Genomic DNA, 17,975 nt, shown 5'->3' on the forward strand with positions numbered 1-17,975 from the left:
TAATTGTTTGTGTAATTTTGGGGGTTAGTAAAGAGAAGCTTGTTTTTGTTCATTCTCTTTCTGTGTCAAGTCTCTTAATCTTTATTCTCGTATGGCAAGATTAAGTTCAAGATGATTCCCGTCATGGCTGATAGGGCAGTACCTGAAAGGGTAACTGGACCGAGTTTAAGGATAGCTCCTCCAAGTCCAAGGACCAACATAGCACTTGTGATGATTAGGTTACGCATTTGAGCAAAATCAACACGTTCTTTAATCAAGACTTTCAAACCGTTGCTGGCGATAACTCCATAGAGAAGGATTGACATACCACCAAGTACAGCGTTTGGAATGGTTGAAATCAAGGCTGTAAATTTACCAAGGAAGCTAAGGGCAATCGCGATAAGGGCAGCGTTACGGATAACTGAGACAGAAGCGATACGAGTCATACCGATAACCCCTGTATTTTCTCCGTAAGTTGTATTTGCTGGTCCACCAAGGAAGGCAGAAACAGAAGTTGCGATACCGTCACCAAGAAGAGTACGGTGAAGACCTGGTTCTTTCAAGAATTGACGGCCACAGATTTGACCCAAAACAGTATGGTCACCGATATGTTCAGAAATTGTTACGATAGCGATTGGCAAAATAGCGATGGTTTCTGGACCAAAGTAAAGATTGTATTCTTTAAAGGCACCACCAGTGCTAAATGGCAAGTAGAAACCAGGAATTTCGAACCAGTTGGCTTTAAGAACTGGTGTAAAGTCAACCAAACCAAGAGTTAGTGCGAAGAGGTAACCACCGATAATGGCAAATAGGAATGGAATGATTCGTAGGAAGCCTTTTCCCTTTGTATTGATAAAGGCAGCAATCAAGAAAGTAACAACTGCTACAAGAGCATTTTTCCAGTTTCCATCAGCTACAAGACCAGCGTTGGTAACAGCTGAACCTGCAAGTCCAAGACCGATAACGATGATCATAGGTCCGATGATGATTGGTGGCAAGAGTTTATCAATCCATTTTGTACCTGCAAAACGAACACCAGCAGCCACAAGGACATAGACCAAACCAGTCAAGATAACCCCTGTTTGGGCAGCAGATACATCACCACCCATTTCTTTCATAGCAAGTGACATTGCTGTGATAAAGGCAAATGAAGAACCTAGATAAACTGGAACTTTAAAACCAGTTGAAATCATGTAGATGAGTGTCCCAACACCTGAAGCAAAAAGGGCAACAGATACAGGCATTCCCAAAATCAATGGTACCAAGATGGTCGCACCAAACATAGCGAAAACGTGTTGGAAACTAAGGAGAATTCCTTTGCCAGCCGAAGGACGTTGGTCAACGTCTAGTAACAAATCAACAGTTGATTCTTGTTTCATATAAACCTCACTTTTGGGCATCAAAAAAGAGCCCATTATTTTACAGCAATAGGCCCTCAGAGTAAGACTTCTCTAAAATCTAGACTTTAAAGAGTTTTAAATATTTCTGCGTCTTCGTCACCTCACGGGATGACATTAAAAACCTTTGCTTTTGATAGTATAGCAAAAATTACAAACTTTGTAAATATTTTTTTACTAAAAAGATTAAAGCGGGCGTTTATTGGGCATGCCAGCCTTACGTGGATATTTATTTGGCGTTTCTTTTTTCTTTTCTACCACTGTGATGTAGCGCGGATCTCCATTAGGTAGAGCGTAGCTGAGATTGTCTTCGACCTTACTAAAAAGGAGGTTGAGGGCATTCTTAGCTTCTAATAATTCCTCAGGGGCATTGCTGGCCTTGAGTGCCAATAGTTTTCCGCCAACTTGCAGGTAAGGAATTGTCAATTCAGATAAAACCTGCATGCGAGCAACCGCACGAGCTGTTACAAAATCATATTGAGCACGGAAGTTCTTGTCTTGGGCCAAGTCTTCTGCACGTCCATGGTAGAATTGAACACCGTCTAAATCCAGTTCTTGAGCCAAAAGTTGGAGGAAGTTGATGCGCTTATTGAGTGAATCAATGATAGTTACATCTAGCTGAGGATAGAGAATTTTCATCGGTAGACTAGGAAATCCTGCCCCAGCACCGATGTCAAGAAGTTTGATATTTTCATTAGGAATCAAACCTTGAAGAATGGGTGCAATCGAATCGTAAAAATGTTTGAGATAAACTTCATCCTTGTCCGTAATAGCTGTTAAATTAATCTTTTCATTCCACTCGACCAAGAGTTCAAAATAACGTTCAAATTGTTTTTTTTGCTGGTCCGACAGTGGAAGATTCTGTTTGGTAAGCAAGTTGTAAAATGTTTCTGGTTTCATAGTTATTTCCTTCTTTAGTATCATCTTATTTTACCACAATCATTAAAAATTTGATATACTGGTACTAATCTAAAAGTAGAAAGGACTTATATCATGACTTGGATTATTCTTGGAGTTTTGGCTCTTGTTGTTATTTTTGTGATTGTTAGCTATAACGGTTTGGTTAAGAATCGTATGCAAACAAAGGAGGCTTGGAGTCAGATTGATGTTCAGTTGAAACGTCGAAATGATCTCTTGCCAAACTTGATTGAGACTGTAAAGGGTTATGCCAAATATGAAGGTTCTACCCTTGAAAAGGTGGCAGAACTACGTAACCAAGTGGCGGCAGCGACTTCACCAGCAGAAGCTATGAAAGCTAGTGATGCCCTTACTCGTCAGGTTTCAGGTATTTTTGCAGTTGCAGAAAGCTATCCAGATTTGAAAGCTAGTGCCAACTTTGTTAAATTGCAAGAGGAGTTGACCAATACAGAAAATAAAATTTCTTACTCTCGTCAACTCTACAACAGTGTTGTCAGCAACTACAATGTAAAATTAGAAACTTTCCCAAGCAATATTATCGCTGGAATGTTTGGATTTAAAGCAGCAGATTTCCTTCAAACACCAGAAGAGGAAAAGGTAGTTCCTAAAGTTGATTTTAGCGGTTTAGGTGACTAAGATGTTGTTTGATCAAATTGCAAGCAATAAACGAAAAACCTGGATTTTGTTGCTGGTATTTTTCCTACTCTTAGCTCTTGTTGGCTATGCGGTTGGTTACCTCTTTATGCGATCTGGGCTTGGTGGCTTGGTTATCGCACTGATTATCGGTTTTATCTATGCCTTGTCCATGATTTTTCAATCGACAGAGATTGTCATGTCCATGAATGGAGCGCGTGAGGTTGATGAGCAAACGGCACCAGACCTTTACCATGTAGTGGAAGATATGGCTATGGTGGCTCAGATTCCCATGCCACGAGTTTTCATCATTGATGATCCAGCCTTAAATGCCTTTGCGACAGGTTCTAACCCGCAAAATGCGGCGGTTGCTGCGACGTCAGGTCTCCTAGCTATCATGAATCGTGAGGAGCTAGAAGCTGTTATGGGACATGAAGTCAGTCATATTCGTAATTACGATATCCGTATTTCGACTATTGCTGTTGCCCTTGCTAGTGCTATCACCATGCTTTCTAGTATGGCAGGTCGTATGATGTGGTGGGGTGGTGCAGGTCGCAGACGAAGTGACGATGACCGAGATGGAAATGGCTTAGAAATCATTATGCTCGTGGTTTCACTACTAGCTATTGTTCTGGCACCTCTCGCTGCAACCTTAGTGCAACTAGCTATTTCTCGTCAGAGGGAATTCCTAGCTGATACTTCCAGTGTTGAGTTGACGCGCAATCCTCAAGGGATGATCAATGCTCTACGTAAGTTGGATAATAGTAAACCTATGAGTCGTCCTGTAGATGATGCCAGCAGTGCGCTTTATATCAATGATCCTAAGAAAGGTGGAGGGTTCCAAAAACTATTTTATACCCACCCACCTATCTCAGAGCGGATTGAACGCTTAAAACAGATGTAAAAATGTGCCTATAAAATCCTAAAAAATGAGCATTCTCGTAGTTGGAGATGCTCATTTTCTTATATAAAGGAACTCAGAAATCAATTTGTTATGATACAACTTATATTCTTCGAAAATCTCTTCAAACCGCATCAGCTTCGCCTTGCCGTACTTAAGTCCAGCCTACGACTAGCTTCCTAGTTTGCTCTTTGATTTTCATTGAGTATAAAAATGTGACTATACAATCCTAAAAATGAGCATTCTCGTAGTTGGAGATGCTCATTTTCTTATATAATCAACTCAAAAATCAATTTGTTACGATACAACTTATATTCTTCGAAAATCTCTTCAAACCGCATCAGCTTCGCCTTGACGTACTTAAGTCCAGCCTGTGCGGCTAGCTTCCTAGTTTGCTCTTTGATTTTCATTGAGTATTAGAATTTCTTGAGGAAACTTCGTTCAGAACACATGATATATCGAAGAAGAATCTAGAATCTATGCAAAATGGAGGAGGGCAACTGATCTCGTTTTTCGTAAATTAGAGAATATTTTTGGTGAACTCAGAGTGTGTGTTAGAGACAAGTAGGCCAGCGTAGTAGAGCTAGGATTCATCTTAATGAGCATAGAGGTTACAAAATTGTCCAAGAATTCAATCTACAAATCAGTTATTTAAAAATCACTGTGTTCTTTTAGCTAGAAGTTAGTTTTTGTCCAGCCTCTTTTATAGGCGATTTCGGAAAACTTCATACATAAGAATGGCTGCAGCAACACTGGCATTAAGGCTTTGAACATGTCCATTCATCGGAATGGTAATCATTTCATCGACCTGTTTTTTGATGTTGCTAGAGATACCTTTTCCTTCATTTCCAATGATGAGGGCAATTTTCCCTTTTGTATTCCACTTGTGGCAAGGAGTACCGTTCATATCCGTTCCAAAGGTCCAGAAGCCTTCATCCTTGAGTTTGTCCAGAGTTTGGCTTAGATTGGTCACTCGAGCAATTGGAACGTGTTCAATAGCACCTGTGGCTGTTTTGGCAACGACAGGAGTTACTCCGACAGCACGGTGCTTGGGAATGATGACTCCGGAAACATTGGTTGCATCGGCGGTTCTTAAGATGGAACCTAAGTTGTGAGGGTCAGTTAACCCGTCCAGAATCAATAGCAAAGGATTTTCTTCTTGACGTGTTTTGGCAAGGATGTGATCCAACTCACTATAGGCAAATTCGGATACTCGTAGAACAAAACCTTGGTGAACAGCACCTTCAGTCATCTCAGAGAGGGATTTTTTTGAAGTCCAAGAAATGGACACCTTCTTTTCTGTAGCCAGTTCCTTGACTTTCTCAACATTCTTACCTCGGAGGTCTTCTTGGAGGTAGAGTTTGTTTCCAGTATTTGCAAGGAGGGCTTCGGTAACGGCGTGGACGCCATAGACAATATCATTTGTTTTCATGCCTCTATTATACCACAACTCGCTCAGCAGTCCTATTATTATATATAGGGCAGCGATCTATAACTCGCTCTTTTAAATACTTAAATATCACCAATAAATCGGTAGTGTATTTCCAGTTTAATTTGCCTATTCTTGCCTCTACCAATCGGTTGGTGGACAATAATTTTATCAATCAATTCGTTGATAATTTTTGGTGTCAACTTCTCAAGCTGAGTATATTTTCGAATGGCTGTCATAAATTTTTCAATGTTGTGGGCAGATTTCATTTTCACCCCAAGAGTTGTGGTGGCAGTTTGGACTTTTTCCTTCAACTCAGCTTGTTCCGCCTCATAGCTGTCGCACAATTTTTTGAAGCGGTCATCCGCAATCTCACCCAACAGTTGCTTTTCGTAAAGTTTCTGGATAATGGTGTCGAGCTCCGCTATCCGCTGTTCATCTTTTGAAAGTTGCTTTTGTAATTTACTAAACTTTTTAGTTTCCTTAATCTCAAACTTGTCTTTCAAGCGTTGTAAAAAATCTGCTTCGTTAATCTGAAACGAGTTTATCAGTTCTTGAAGCTCGTTTAAAATTAGATTTTCCAGTACTTCTTTACGAAGATAGTGACCGCCCGAACAAGTATCGCCAGCTCGCTTAAAATGGTAACATTTATAATGGTCGAGGTTCACACCATCTTTTTCTTGTGGGCAAAAACTTAATTTATGTTCGTTTTCGCAATAAAGCAAGCCTGCAAACAAATTTTCGTGTCCTGGGTTATCTTTCCAGTTATGCCTTTGAACGACTCGCTTGTGGTTCATCATTTTTCTTGCAATTTCGAAATCTTCCTTCGAAATAATCGCTTCGTGGCTATCTGGGAAAATTAGCCAATCTTCACGAGGTCGCAGGCGACAATTCCGCTGTTTGTAAGAAATTTTTGCGGTTTTCAAGTTAATGGTTGAACCGATATACTCCTCTTTTTCCAATATTTGCCAAATCATCTGAGTTTTCCAATAACAAGGGTCGCTCTCTAAAATCCGATAGTTCGAAACACCCAGCTTCTTTTTGTAGCGAGCAGGAGTGAGGATTTTGTCACGTCTTAAACCTTGAGCTATCTCGGTTGGTGTTCTGCCTGAAATATACTCCGAAAATATCCGTTTAACGATTTCTGAAGCATATTTATCTACCAACCACTCCTTACGATTTTCTGGATTATTGAGATATCCATAAGGGGTAATCCAGCCGATTTTTTCGCCATTTTTGGCTTTGGTATGTTTCGAAAGCTTAATTTTCTCGCTACACTGCATACTATACCAGTTGTTAAAGAGCGAAACCAACGGTGTGAGATAGGCATCTTGGCTGGATTTCTTGTTACTATCTATATTTTCTTGCAGGGAAATAAAGCGAATGTTTTTCGAAGGAAAAACCACCTCCAAAAGATTTCCTGAAAGCAGGTAGTCTCGTGAAACACGGCTCAAATCCTTTACCACAAAATTCGAAACTTGCTTGTTTTCAACCAATGCCAGAGCTTGTTGGAAAGCTGGACGCTGGGCGTTTGAACCTGAGTAGCCATCATCGTAAAATACAATTGGGTTGCTCAAATTCTCTCGCTCCGCCAGTTTGCTTAAAATTAAGCGTTGGTTGGAAATTGAGTTAGATTCGCCTTCGTTTGCGTCTTCTGATGAAAGCCTGCAATACAAAACACTAATCTCAGTCAGACTCTCAAACTTAACTTCTGTCCAATCTGGAATTTGCTTTGTTAATGTGCTGTTTGTCATCGTGTCTCCTTTCAATTACACTCTAACCCATGGACATGATACCTCGAAAGGGCGAAGAAGTACAGTCTTTGGAGCTTATTTTTCCTGCAAAATCAGCTTTTCAAGTAATTCTTTCAAACTTTTCGAACCACCAAATTTTCGGTTAATCTTAAAAGTTGCTCGCCCGATTTTGACAATTCGTTCTTTTTCATTATTCATCTGTTCGTCCTCCAATCCATTCACTAAATTCCTCCAGCGTTACCACCTGAAACATTGGCTGAAAATTATTCAGCTCGTTTTCGATTTTCTTCGAAATCGCTTCTTTTCGTTTGTTGTGCGGCACAATCCATAGAACCAGTGGAAACACACCGTCTTGTTCTCGCTGTTCAATGCCTGTTTGGTAGTAGGCGATGTATTTTTTACACTGATTTACCACTCGGTTGAGGCTTTCGGTCGCCATATCGATTTCGCAAAAATAACTGTCCTCATATTCGCCCAAAACCAGTTGGGCAAAAGCATCAGGTTTCAGAAAAATCTTCTTGCCCGAAAAGGTGGCGTAGGTGCGGTGGCAGGTGGGTTCAAAATCGAACCGTTCCAGCTGGATTTTGCCAGCTTCTTCCAATAATTTCAGAAAAACATACGCTTGTGTCACCGCTAGCGTGTGTTCCAAGTGGTGGGCGGTGGGTTCATACTTATTTTTAAAGCGTTGTGGACGGTGTAATGTTTTCAACCCTTTTATCGTGATGTACCAAACGAAACTGCCTGAACCTGCTCGCACGCCACCGATTCGCCGTTCGAGGTGATTGATGAGTTGGCGATTTTTGATTTGGTTTAAAAGCAAGTTAGCTCTTCGGAAAGCAGTTCGCGAATGCTGGCTATCCTGAAAATAGAGGGCAACAATCTGCTTGGTGGTCGCATAACGGCACTGGGCGAGCAGAGTTAGAATCTCTCGTTCTTTTTCTGTTAGTTCAATTTTCTCCATTTTGTCCTCCTCGCTTCTTTCGTCCCAAGTTTTCGGGTGGAATTTCATCTTTCTTGTTTTGAAGTGGTGTATTTTCGAAATTGGCTAAATCGTCGCCGTAGTATTCCAAACTTTCGGCATAAAGTTCATCAATTGACTGAGCATTTTTCGAAAGAGGCAGGCTTCGCCCTGAGACCCACTTAAAGTGATTGTAAAAAATCGGCATTTGGGCATAAAAGTGAAAAGGTGCAAGGGTCATAAAATCTTCGAAAGTGAGTTCTGGAGCTTGGCTGGCGAGTTCCTTGGCTTCGTGGTGTTCCAGCGTGAAAATGATTTTACTGCGACAATTACTCAAAACGCTGGTACGCAGAGTAGATGGCAGTTGCGTCAGGTGCTGGCTGGCGAGAATGTAGCCCACTTTCATCGAACGAGACACTGCAAGGGCATCCTCCAAATCTACAGGGAGCTTAAGGAATTGCCCCAGCTCATCAATGTAAATGGGCAGGAAAGGGCGATTTTCGGGGGCGAGATGGGCTTGGTGGAGGGTTAGCTGGTAGATGTAGTTGGTGATAAGCGAACCGATAAATTTAGCGTTTGTCACCCCAATTTGTCCTCGATTGAGGTTAACTAAGGCTACTTTTTTACTGGTGAAGAGCTCCATCAGGTTAAATTTTTTCGAAGTAGAGGCAAGCATGGCTCGCAGTTCTTTTCGAAGCAAAAGCTGACGGATTTTGTTTAATACTGGCGAGATTAACACCTCACGGTTGGCATCGCTTAGCTGGTTGTAGCCCTGCCAAAAATCCAAGAGAAAAGGGTCGGAAATCTGACTTAATAGTTGATTTCGAAAGACAGGATTGGTTAAAAACTGAGGTAATTGGGATAAATTAGAATTTTCAACTTGTGCCATTACGGTTAAGGCGTGGCTGAGCACATCAACCGTGCGAATACCCCAGTTGTCGCTGAAAAGTTCTTGAAAAAGATTAAGTAACATATCCGCCACCAGCTCAGGCGAGGTGTATCGAGTCAGGTCAAAGGGGTTGAGACCGATAATTTTGTTGCTGGAGCTGGGGTCAATGATAACCAAATCTGCTCGCCGTTCTTTTGGGAAATGAGCCAACACTTCTCGTACTAAGTCGCCTTTGGGGTCAATTAACAGCGTGCTTCTGCCTGCTTGAATATCTACCAAAATGAGCTGGGCAAGCAAGGTAGATTTTCCAACGCCCGTTCCGCCTAAAACTAATAAATGTTGAGTGGCGTCTCGGGGCAAGATTTGGAGCGGTTCGTTTTTGATACTTTCACCAAATTTTCGAACAGGTACATCTGGCACTTTATAGCCCAAAGGCAGACGGAGAATTTTGGGGTGAATATTGGCAATCCCAGCCAGCTCGCCTTCGCCAATAGGGGCAAGCCAAAAGCTGGCAAGCTCCTGCGAAGAAAGGGTGAGTGGAAAAGCCCACGGAATTTGAACTTTATTCACTTTCTCGCTTGAAATCGGGTTGAGAAAAAGTTCGACACCACTGGATTCTAACATTCGAAAGGCTCCTAAAACAGTATGGTATAGCTCATTCTTGCGAAAATGACTATCACTTCGCACACCAATCCGTACATCTGCTTGAAACTGGGCGTGGCGGAGTTTTTCCCGAATCAGCTTGTCGGCATCTTTGGAAAGCTTTGGAATATTCCCTGAAATCCACTGCCACCAAGTGGCGTTAAGGTGCGATAAATCACGAGCCAGCGGTTGTGGCGGACGCGACTTGCCCACTACAACCTGTACACAAATTTCTTCCTGCGGTTTTAGGTGATGACTCAGTGCCAAAAAGGAACGAGTGAAATTTTCAACACCATCTGTTTTGAGGCTAAAATGGTTGCGTTTGATAGCTACACGCCACGCTTTTTCAGATGTTTTTCGCTCTTTAGGGCGAAGTTTTGAAAACTGAATGTCATTGGAAACCTGCATCATTTTGTGTAAATAGGGCGTGTCCAGTGGGCTACTGAGAAGCAAATATCGCACCTCGTTTTTCGTTAAACGAATCTCCAAAACGAAGGGCTGGCGTCTGGTGTAGCCTGAGAGTCGCACCATCAAATCTAGTATGTCTTGAAATTCCACAGGGCGAGTGTAATCCATTTCATAAATTTCAAAATTTGTTGGGCGTTTCATTGGTCACCTCCAATCTCTTTTGTTTTTCCAGTAGCGAAAAGTAAGCATTCCGCCACCAAGTAATACGGCAAGCAGGCTTAAGGGTAGGGCAATTTCGATTAGCCAGTAAATCGCCCGATTGACTAAATATGCCAGTAGAACGAAAAGCAAGGTGTAGCCAACTATTTTTCGCACGAGTCATCATCTGCCTTTCTGTAGTCAATGGGATTTTTAGAATATTTAGGAACGGGATAGTTAGAGATAATAATGTCGCTCTCAACTTCATTACCCCATATAGCCCACTTTTTATTAGAAGACACAGGTCTCCGTGCAAAGAGCTCCAAATAATCTGGCTCAGAACAGCGTTCGATGATAGCAAAGAGTTCCTCGGGCTTATGGCTATGGTCTTGTTTGGGGAAGAAGCCCCAATTCATTTGACCTTTAAACTTGATAGGAGCTTTTCCACGAGTAGCGAAAATTACATGCTCGGTGGAATTTCGCAGATAAGTTCCCAAGCCGAGCGTTGGCTTGACCCAAGTAAAAATGCTTTTTGGCTCAAAGCCCCACGCCCGAATAATATCGTAAGATTCTTCCATATAAGAGTTGGAAGTCCAAAACCAGAGATGGGCGTTATCTGCAGCAATGTCCTTTATGGGCATATTGCGGATTTCCTCGTGGCTCATCAGGTTGTAGTGCTTGCAAGCTCCGTAGCTACCTGTTTGGTTCTTCATATAGGGAACATCAGCGAGGATGGTTTTGAATTTCTTTGGTTGAGTTGGTTGTGTCATTTTAAAATCCTTTCTGTTTGTGACGCTCCGAGCATACCAGAAACCGCTAGCAAAAGGGAGCATAAGCAGTTTATGGATTAGGAGCGATGAGAATGGTGCTATATCTGTTAAGGTGCTATCATATTGCTGTTTTGTTCGGTGATGTAAAAATTACTTCACTTTCGAAATTCTTTGAGTAGTTCCGCCTGAGCTGAGAGGAATGCCTCGTTGACGGCTTGCCTTTTTTCAAGAAATTGAGCTAGTTCAATTTCTTCTTCAGTGTAAACAGGAAGAAGATTTTTGTTTTTCTCTTTGACAGGTTGTTTTTTAGATTGAGAATCAAGATATACCAACAAGGCAATAACGCCAGCCACAAAGCCAAGAGAAACTGCAAAAATTATGGGCAAGATAAGTTCATTCATAGGGAACCTCCTATCTTATCTGCTGAGAGGCGACCAAAGCAAAAGTCTTGATGATGAAATCTGTGCGTTCCTTGGCATGGGGAGTTTTTGCCAGAATATCTGCCTCGAGCTTCGAAAGGTCGCCTACTTTGTTGAGAATGTCTGCCGTCAGAAGCTGATTCTTTTGAAGCACCGCCATCTCCTTAGAAAGTGATTTGGCAACTTCAAGCTGAAACGGATTCGCCAGTTGAGAGATTGTATCTGTTTGATTTTGAGTATTTTGTGGAAGCATAGTTTTTCTCCTTAATAGCCCCATAGAGGCAGGTTTATATTAGTGGGGCTTACATAACCTAATATAAACCTGTAGTCAATTATTTTCTAGACCTTTTCTTTGTGAAATATATCGCAACAGCTGAGGTTAGAAGATACGGTAAAAAGATAAGTAATGTTAGCAAGAGAATTTTCCTCCTTAAAAGAGTATAATAAAAGTAAAAGGTTTATCAGAGGGGGAAGTCGACTTATTCCTTTGATGGTTTTAGTATATCGCTAAATATGTTTTGAATCTATTGCCTAAAAACAACAAAAACAACAGAATGGAGATAAAGCTATGTATCATCTATGTTTTGCAACTTTTATGGATATGCTCATGTTAAATCAAAATCATCGAAGTCATGTTGGAAGAGTAACTTTCGTGAATGAATTTCTTGCAGTTTTCGAAGTGAGTCTTCAGGGATATTCTCCGAATGTTATTGGCTACTTATTGAGTCGGAGCAGAAATCCGTCTAAAATATTAATGAAAAAATTGAAGGTGGGAAAAATGGAAGATTCTACTGATGCTTTAAATTATTTTGTTGGTAAACATCTAATTAAAGAAAGTGATGATGTCAAATCAAGCATGATTAGCTTAGTAAAAAATTCGGAAAATATTAGTTGTAAAGATAAGGATAAACTAATAGATATTATTAATAATGACATTACATATAACTTTTTAAAAGAGGTGTTCTATTTTACTATAGAAAATACTGTTAATGTTGATTTAAAAATTAAGACTCTCGAAGATTTACAAAAAGCCATTATTAACACTGATAATAACGCTAAACTTGAAAAATTATGTTTGGTAGCTTTTGATATGAAAAACGAAAGTGCTATGAACTTGTGTTTCGAAAAAATGACCAACTCTGTTCATATAAGTAGAGTGATTGAGTATGCTGTTGAAAGTGGATTCCACAATGATGAAATTATGCAAGACTTTATTGATAAAATGATTTCTAAAATAAGTAATAATGTTTATTTAGATAGAATTTTTAAAACATATTTGTCTAAAGAAGAAATATCAAATGACGATAAGATTCAATTTATCGACAGGCATATTCGTCAAATTACTAATAATAAGTATCTATTTGATATTTTGAAATTTTTATATGAGAATAATTTTAAAACACAGGCAATTAAGTATATGAGTAAATTAACTAATGATACTTATATTACTCGATTCCAAGAGTTTATAGGTTTTATTGACAAAACATAAATATTAGTGTATAATTAAGCTATAAAATTTAATATTTTCGCACTTTTCGGATTTTACTTCTGAATTGTAGCCCTTGCACTTGGTAGGAAATAAGTATACCTACCGAGCAAGCGGTGGGTAAAATTTGGAGGTAAAATATATGTTTCAAAATCGTGTTCCTGACAGAATTAAGCAAATAATCTGGAACGATACCGCTAATGACCCATATTCAAAAGAGAGTGTGGCAAGAAGATTATTAGTTTACTTTGATTACATGCCGTTTATGTCTAATGGTCGAGAAATTGTTGAAAAAATTACAGGATATACTTTAAAACAACAAGTTAAGTTATCTGAAAAGAATGAAAAAACAATCAACAATGTAATGAGGTATATATCTAAAACAGATGGTTCGTCTAAACTTTTGTATGAAAGGGGATCTGTTGAACAACAAGAACTCCAAGATACTATTGAGTATATTATGCAGGAAATTCTTGGGTTGACGAATGATCAATATTTGCTTTTAAAAGAAGGGTTGAAAGATAGTAACATTTGATTTTTTGAGACCTCTCTGAATGAGAGGTCTTTTCTCATCCCTCAATTCATAGTAAAATATCCCCCTGAATCAATATAACAGGAGGATTTTTTATGTCTCAAAATACTATTAACATTGGCTATGCTAGAGTTTCCACTCACAAGCAAGACTTAGGATTGGAGGTGCAAATTGAGGCTCTCAAACACTGTGACCAGCTCTTTATAGAAAAAGAATCAGGTTCATATGATGCTCGCCCTGAACTTGAAAAGGCTCTAAACTTAGCTAAAAGTTTTTCGAAAAATGGCAAGCAAGTTACTTTCACTATCTATAAGCTTGACAGACTTACTCGCTCTATGTTCAAGCTATTGGAGATTATCGAACAGCTTAACAAACATCATATCCAGCTCGTTAGTTTGCACGAAAAGTTGGAAACTGACTCGCTTATTGGCAGGTTGCTTTGTATGATCTTAGGTTTTGTGGCAGAGAGCGAGCTAGAAAACTTACGGTTTCGTACCCGTGAAGGGCTTCGAAAAGCCAAGGAAAGAGGCATTCGGTTGGGTGCCAAGCGGATAGAAAAAGCAAAAGAAGAGCGCATCCTTAATCTCTATCTCTACACAAATACGAGCATACGGAATATTGCAAAAGCAGAACAAATCTCCACTTCAACCGTATATAAGGTGCTGGAACGAAATAAGGTGACGAATAATCGCAAAAAAGTTTTGCAAAATACTTGCCAAAAGCAGGACGAAATGGTAGAATGAGTGCGTAAATTTGTTTCGATTAACGACCATTTGGCGAAACATTCAAAATAACAATGTGAATATTTTAGAAAATGCGAATTTAACAAGGTTTTGAGTCTGTGTTAGATTGGCATTTTTTGTTTTTTAAGTGTATCGTTTAATGGTCGTTATCCGATACACCTAAAGCCTTGTCTCGCAAGGGACTAGGAGATTTTATACAAACAAAAAGGAAAGCAAATGGAACTTAAAAAACTTACTAAGTTAGGTGTTGGTACTTTAATTTTGGCTTGCTTATGCAGCTGTTCGAATTCTACAATAGCACAGAAGAATAGTGCTAACAATCCAGTTAGTTCAGATAATCATAATCAAAGCGAAACAGTCAATCTTCGAATCAAAACGTCTGATGATTTAAAGAAAGTGTTATCTGATAAAGATTTAGGCGAAATTATGTTGCAGTATGGAGTTAGTAATGTAAAAATAGACCCTGACAATATCTGGGACTATGATAAGCTCGAGAAGAGTGTTCTTATTCAATATTTATTCTTTGATAAAGATAATAATCAGGTGGGAAGAATAAGATTAGTAGCTAATTTATATGACCATACAGGAATTGATATTCGCGGTGCATATGAACAAGGAGATTTTAAATTCCATATTCAGAATTCTGGACAGGCTCAAGAGTTATTAGAAGGTTATTTAAACTCAGATTATTACCAAAAAGCTGCTCTTCCAAATGAGAAAATAGGTCGAGCTACTAACCAGATGGAAAGTTACGTTCCTTTTGTAGACTTAAGAATAGAAAATGGAGCTTTTATTTATGACCAGTATGATACTAAGGAAAACAGTACTTTTAGCAGTAAGATTTTTCTGAATGGAAGTCAAATTTTATCTATGGATTTATTATACCAACCTAAAGGTAGTTATTCTATGGAGGAAAGAAAAGTGTCTCCTGCTATTTTAGAAGCAATATTAGCTAAAATAGCAGACAATATTCAAAAATAGGAGGATAGCGAGTGATGAAAAAATTAGGAATGGTAATTACATGTTTAGCGATGATTCTGTTACTTGTTTCTTGCGCAAATAAGAGAAAGGATTTAGTTTTATCGAATTTTCCAAGTATTCAGAATGAGCTAACCGAAAAAGACTTGATTAAGGCAGTTGGAGCACCACACGAGAAATCCTCTTCTCTTAGTGATGTTACCCAGCTATATGAAAAATTACTAAAAATGGACTTATCCAGCAGTGAATCAATCCTGTCTCAGAAATCAAATTGGACTGTGGGGGTAAATGGTATCATTACAGACTACTACGTTTACAAATTAAAAGACGGTAAGTCAGTGATTGTTTTTCTTAGTAAAGGAAAGGTCGTTGCGATAACGAGAAAAGGTATCGATTATAATTAACATAAAAGGTAAAGTAATATGAAAAATAGCATTAAAATTCGATTAGCAATTATAACAATAGCCATTATTGGGTTTCTATTTTATGGATTTAGAGATAATGGTTCGGTACTTTATTACGGGCAAAGCTATACAGCAGGTTCTGTATTTAAACCTGATTCTTATCTCTCAGCTGGGATATTTAAATCCGCAGGTAAAGAGATAAACAAACTAGTTTCGAAAAAGCGTGGAAGTAGCCTTACAGGTGTGATGGTCTCTGTTATAGTTGGTGGAATTACTTTTTTCACACTTTGGCAAGATGACGATTTTAAAGATATTTTAGTAGAAGCAAGAAAACGAGGAGAAAATAATTAAAATGGCCAATTTGGATAATTACTTGATTTTGGTTTTTATTGTAGTAACTGGAATTCTTATTGCTATTCAATTCGCAGGCGAACGTTTTGCAGATTGGCTAACAGATTTAACCGAGCAATTCTTTTCGAAAAGTCTGGATAAGCATGAAGAAAAACGTAAAAGAGAAATAAAGGAAGATAAATGAAAAAGATAATTTTTACCATATTTGGGATTTGGATTGGATTAATTCTTGTAGCCTGTAGCTCTAGGACTTCTAATACTTCAATCAATAATTCTACATCTAGTACTACTTCGCTAGCTACTAGCTCAACAGACAAGGAAGCAAAATTAAAAGGTATTGTTATGGCGGCAATACATTATGGTGCTCACACCTACAACGATATTAAAAGAGTTGACCTTTCTTTAGTATCGCCTACGGATGGCAGTATTAAACCCTATAGGTCGTTTGAGTTTCCCGAGCAAACATCTGAAGGGAAACCAATCGTTTCTCTAGAAGTAGCAAAAATAGTAATAGATTCTCGTAGCGAACCAACCGGTTTTTTTACTCGTCCATTTTATGCTAAAAAAGGGTTTGATAAAGACCTAAAAAATATAGTTGTGACTTTTAAGCTAAAAAACTCAGATTCTGAAAGGGTAGGTATTCTTAATGAAAATGGGGAATTGACGGATATTTCTGCTATTGTTGAAGGTGATGAAAACAGTTTTTCTTCGAAAAAATTTTATCATAAGCGTCCCTATATTGAAAATGATTATTTTTGCTATGTTTCAACAGATTTGACAGACTCTAATGCAAAATTCTACAGAATACCACTGAATAATCTCTCGCGAAGTGCAGTTGAAGAATTCAACCCTCGAAAAAACCGTCTTGGGGATACAAGGTATCGTAAAATTTATTTAGATGAAAATAATAAATATTTCTTTGTTACTGAAGATGATGGAAATATTGGCAATAATGGTATTCATACAAACAGATTAGACGAAACATTCACTTATCAGCATCATGAATATGATGTTACTTTATATCTTGGTGATGGAGAATATTTAGCATCAGGTTTTTCTATATGGAGTGCTTTTAAGGAGCCTGCTACAGATGATCCTAATAGCTATCGTAATGCAAATTTCGTAAAAAATCTTGTTCCGCAAAATGAAGATAGACAGAATTATAGTCCGATATTATCGCCAGATAAGGGTGAGATTTTCTTTTTATCTAAGTCAAGAGCTTCTAGCCAGGAAGAACCAACTCTATATAAAGTTTCTAGAAAAGGTGGAGAGCCCGAGGTGGTTGTTCAAAAATTCAAACCTCTACCACCTTTAAACTCTGATTTAAAATGGAGTGACTCCGTATTTCTGGATTGGATTGAATAGTTTTATATTCGCTTCGCCTTTCGGTTCGGGTTGGATAGTTTTGCGGTAATACCGCCGTTTCTGCCCAATTTTGGCACACGACTTATTGTATTTTTACACAATATTAGTCTGTGTAGAGGAGGGCGGAGGAATCTTCAAGAAAATATTCTAAGCTTTCTATTTCCTTTTTTTGCTCCTGTTGCTATGGATTACCTTTCGAAAATCTCCAGTAGTTGAGCTTTTCACAACTTCACATCCCCACAAAAACACCAGCAAAAAATCTGCTTTTCATACCTTTAAACCGATGTAAATTAAACTCAAAAATAGGCTGGACTTCATTGCTACAGAGAGTTATGATGGACATGTAAAAGAAATTTAACAGATAGGAGTGATATGTATATCGATTTAGAAACTGAAATGTATCTACAAAAATTAGAAAGCAAAATACGCCAGCAAACATATTGGGGTGTTGTGCCAGAAATGCCAATTGAATGGCAACCAGACCAATTAGGATTTTATCTTAACGACCCGATATCTTTGCCCACATTTTTAACGAAACTACGAGTGTTCGAAAAAGGTTTTGCCTTCGATTATGTTGAAACTAATGTTTTTAAACGCAAAATAACAGTTTTTGCCATTAACGAAAGCAAAGAAAAGTTTATTGCGAAAATCAAAAAGTTGCTCACTTGCCAAAGTAGAGGTGAGATGTGCGAAACCTTGCTATACATTTTGGCAACACCAGTGACCTATATCGATGAGACGGTTTGTTAGCTGAAATTTATAACAAAATTGCCCCAGTTTTGCGACTGGGGTGTTTGTTTCGAATTGAAAATATAAAGAAA

Annotated in this window: 21 protein-coding genes; 11 read left to right on the forward strand and 10 right to left on the reverse strand. The window is 38.8% G+C overall.

The window, feature by feature from the left end:
* Positions 1-74: 74 nt before the first annotated feature.
* On the reverse strand, positions 75-1,358 hold the full coding sequence (locus QM424_RS00975; protein WP_414392659.1) for a uracil-xanthine permease family protein: 1,284 nt from the start codon (positions 1,356-1,358) through the stop codon (positions 75-77).
* 204 nt (positions 1,359-1,562) lie between these two features.
* Positions 1,563-2,276: a 16S rRNA (guanine(527)-N(7))-methyltransferase RsmG gene (rsmG, locus tag QM424_RS00980; protein ID WP_414392660.1), complete on the reverse strand. Its 714-nt coding sequence runs from the start codon at positions 2,274-2,276 to the stop codon at positions 1,563-1,565.
* A 93-nt stretch (positions 2,277-2,369) separates the two neighbouring features.
* On the opposite strand from rsmG, the gene QM424_RS00985 reads away from it, so the two are divergent.
* Both QM424_RS00985 and htpX read left to right on the forward strand, forming a co-directional pair.
* Positions 2,370-2,930 (forward strand): LemA family protein, encoded by a 561-nt coding sequence (locus QM424_RS00985; RefSeq protein ID WP_033677231.1) that lies wholly within the window; start codon positions 2,370-2,372, stop codon positions 2,928-2,930.
* Position 2,931: 1 nt separating this feature from the next.
* A complete protein-coding gene (gene htpX, locus QM424_RS00990) occupies positions 2,932-3,831 on the forward strand; it encodes a zinc metalloprotease HtpX (RefSeq protein WP_414392661.1) in 900 nt (299 codons plus the stop codon).
* Positions 3,832-4,531: 700 nt separating this feature from the next.
* Here htpX and rlmB read toward each other — a convergent pair.
* From rlmB to QM424_RS01030, 8 genes are all read right to left on the reverse strand, one after another.
* A complete protein-coding gene (rlmB, locus tag QM424_RS00995; RefSeq protein WP_000855742.1) occupies positions 4,532-5,260 on the reverse strand; it encodes a 23S rRNA (guanosine(2251)-2'-O)-methyltransferase RlmB in 729 nt (242 codons plus the stop codon).
* An 80-nt stretch (positions 5,261-5,340) separates the two neighbouring features.
* Positions 5,341-7,011, reverse strand: coding sequence for a recombinase family protein (locus tag QM424_RS01000; protein WP_414392662.1), 1,671 nt, complete (start codon positions 7,009-7,011; stop codon positions 5,341-5,343).
* A 75-nt stretch (positions 7,012-7,086) separates the two neighbouring features.
* Entirely contained in the window at positions 7,087-7,209 is a 123-nt protein-coding gene (locus tag QM424_RS01005) for a hypothetical protein (RefSeq protein ID WP_001058384.1), read from the reverse strand.
* Positions 7,202-7,972, reverse strand: a complete 771-nt coding sequence (locus tag QM424_RS01010) for a replication-relaxation family protein (protein ID WP_102211311.1) — start codon at positions 7,970-7,972, stop codon at positions 7,202-7,204. Before QM424_RS01010 ends, QM424_RS01005 begins: the two co-directional genes overlap by 8 nt.
* A complete protein-coding gene (locus tag QM424_RS01015) occupies positions 7,959-10,109 on the reverse strand; it encodes a type IV secretory system conjugative DNA transfer family protein (protein ID WP_261039517.1) in 2,151 nt (716 codons plus the stop codon). The genes QM424_RS01010 and QM424_RS01015 overlap by 14 nt, the downstream gene beginning before the upstream one ends.
* A 161-nt stretch (positions 10,110-10,270) precedes the next feature.
* Complete coding sequence (locus QM424_RS01020) at positions 10,271-10,876, reverse strand: MT-A70 family methyltransferase (protein WP_414392663.1); 606 nt, start codon at positions 10,874-10,876, stop codon at positions 10,271-10,273.
* A 155-nt stretch (positions 10,877-11,031) separates the two neighbouring features.
* Positions 11,032-11,277 (reverse strand): hypothetical protein, encoded by a 246-nt coding sequence (locus QM424_RS01025; RefSeq protein ID WP_049509098.1) that lies wholly within the window; start codon positions 11,275-11,277, stop codon positions 11,032-11,034.
* A gap of 10 nt (positions 11,278-11,287) precedes the next feature.
* Positions 11,288-11,548, reverse strand: coding sequence for a hypothetical protein (locus QM424_RS01030; RefSeq protein WP_261048509.1), 261 nt, complete (start codon positions 11,546-11,548; stop codon positions 11,288-11,290).
* A 525-nt stretch (positions 11,549-12,073) separates the two neighbouring features.
* Here QM424_RS01030 and QM424_RS01035 point away from each other — a divergent pair.
* From QM424_RS01035 to QM424_RS01075, 9 genes are all read left to right on the forward strand, one after another.
* Positions 12,074-12,784 carry a hypothetical protein gene (locus QM424_RS01035; RefSeq protein ID WP_142367006.1) on the forward strand — a complete coding sequence of 237 codons (711 nt, stop codon included), beginning with the start codon at positions 12,074-12,076 and terminating at the stop codon, positions 12,782-12,784.
* 139 nt (positions 12,785-12,923) lie between these two features.
* Positions 12,924-13,316, forward strand: a complete 393-nt coding sequence (locus QM424_RS01040) for a hypothetical protein (RefSeq protein WP_414392664.1) — start codon at positions 12,924-12,926, stop codon at positions 13,314-13,316.
* Positions 13,317-13,408: 92 nt separating this feature from the next.
* Entirely contained in the window at positions 13,409-14,056 is a 648-nt protein-coding gene (locus tag QM424_RS01045) for a recombinase family protein (protein ID WP_414392665.1), read from the forward strand.
* A gap of 216 nt (positions 14,057-14,272) precedes the next feature.
* Positions 14,273-15,037, forward strand: coding sequence for a hypothetical protein (locus tag QM424_RS01050; RefSeq protein ID WP_102211302.1), 765 nt, complete (start codon positions 14,273-14,275; stop codon positions 15,035-15,037).
* Between the two features lie 14 nt (positions 15,038-15,051).
* The gene (locus QM424_RS01055; RefSeq protein WP_414392666.1) at positions 15,052-15,438 is read left to right on the forward strand and encodes a hypothetical protein; all 387 of its coding nucleotides are present in this window, start codon (positions 15,052-15,054) and stop codon (positions 15,436-15,438) included.
* An 18-nt stretch (positions 15,439-15,456) separates the two neighbouring features.
* On the forward strand, positions 15,457-15,789 hold the full coding sequence (locus QM424_RS01060) for a hypothetical protein (RefSeq protein WP_102211300.1): 333 nt from the start codon (positions 15,457-15,459) through the stop codon (positions 15,787-15,789).
* Position 15,790: 1 nt separating this feature from the next.
* Positions 15,791-15,973, forward strand: coding sequence for a hypothetical protein (locus QM424_RS01065; RefSeq protein WP_414392667.1), 183 nt, complete (start codon positions 15,791-15,793; stop codon positions 15,971-15,973).
* Entirely contained in the window at positions 15,970-17,154 is a 1,185-nt protein-coding gene (locus tag QM424_RS01070) for a hypothetical protein (protein ID WP_102211298.1), read from the forward strand. The genes QM424_RS01065 and QM424_RS01070 overlap by 4 nt, the downstream gene beginning before the upstream one ends.
* A gap of 372 nt (positions 17,155-17,526) precedes the next feature.
* Positions 17,527-17,904 (forward strand): hypothetical protein, encoded by a 378-nt coding sequence (locus tag QM424_RS01075; protein ID WP_102211297.1) that lies wholly within the window; start codon positions 17,527-17,529, stop codon positions 17,902-17,904.
* Positions 17,905-17,975 lie beyond the last annotated feature (71 nt).

Source organism: Streptococcus mitis (assembly GCF_047464945.1).
Classification (GTDB): domain Bacteria; phylum Bacillota; class Bacilli; order Lactobacillales; family Streptococcaceae; genus Streptococcus; species Streptococcus mitis_EA.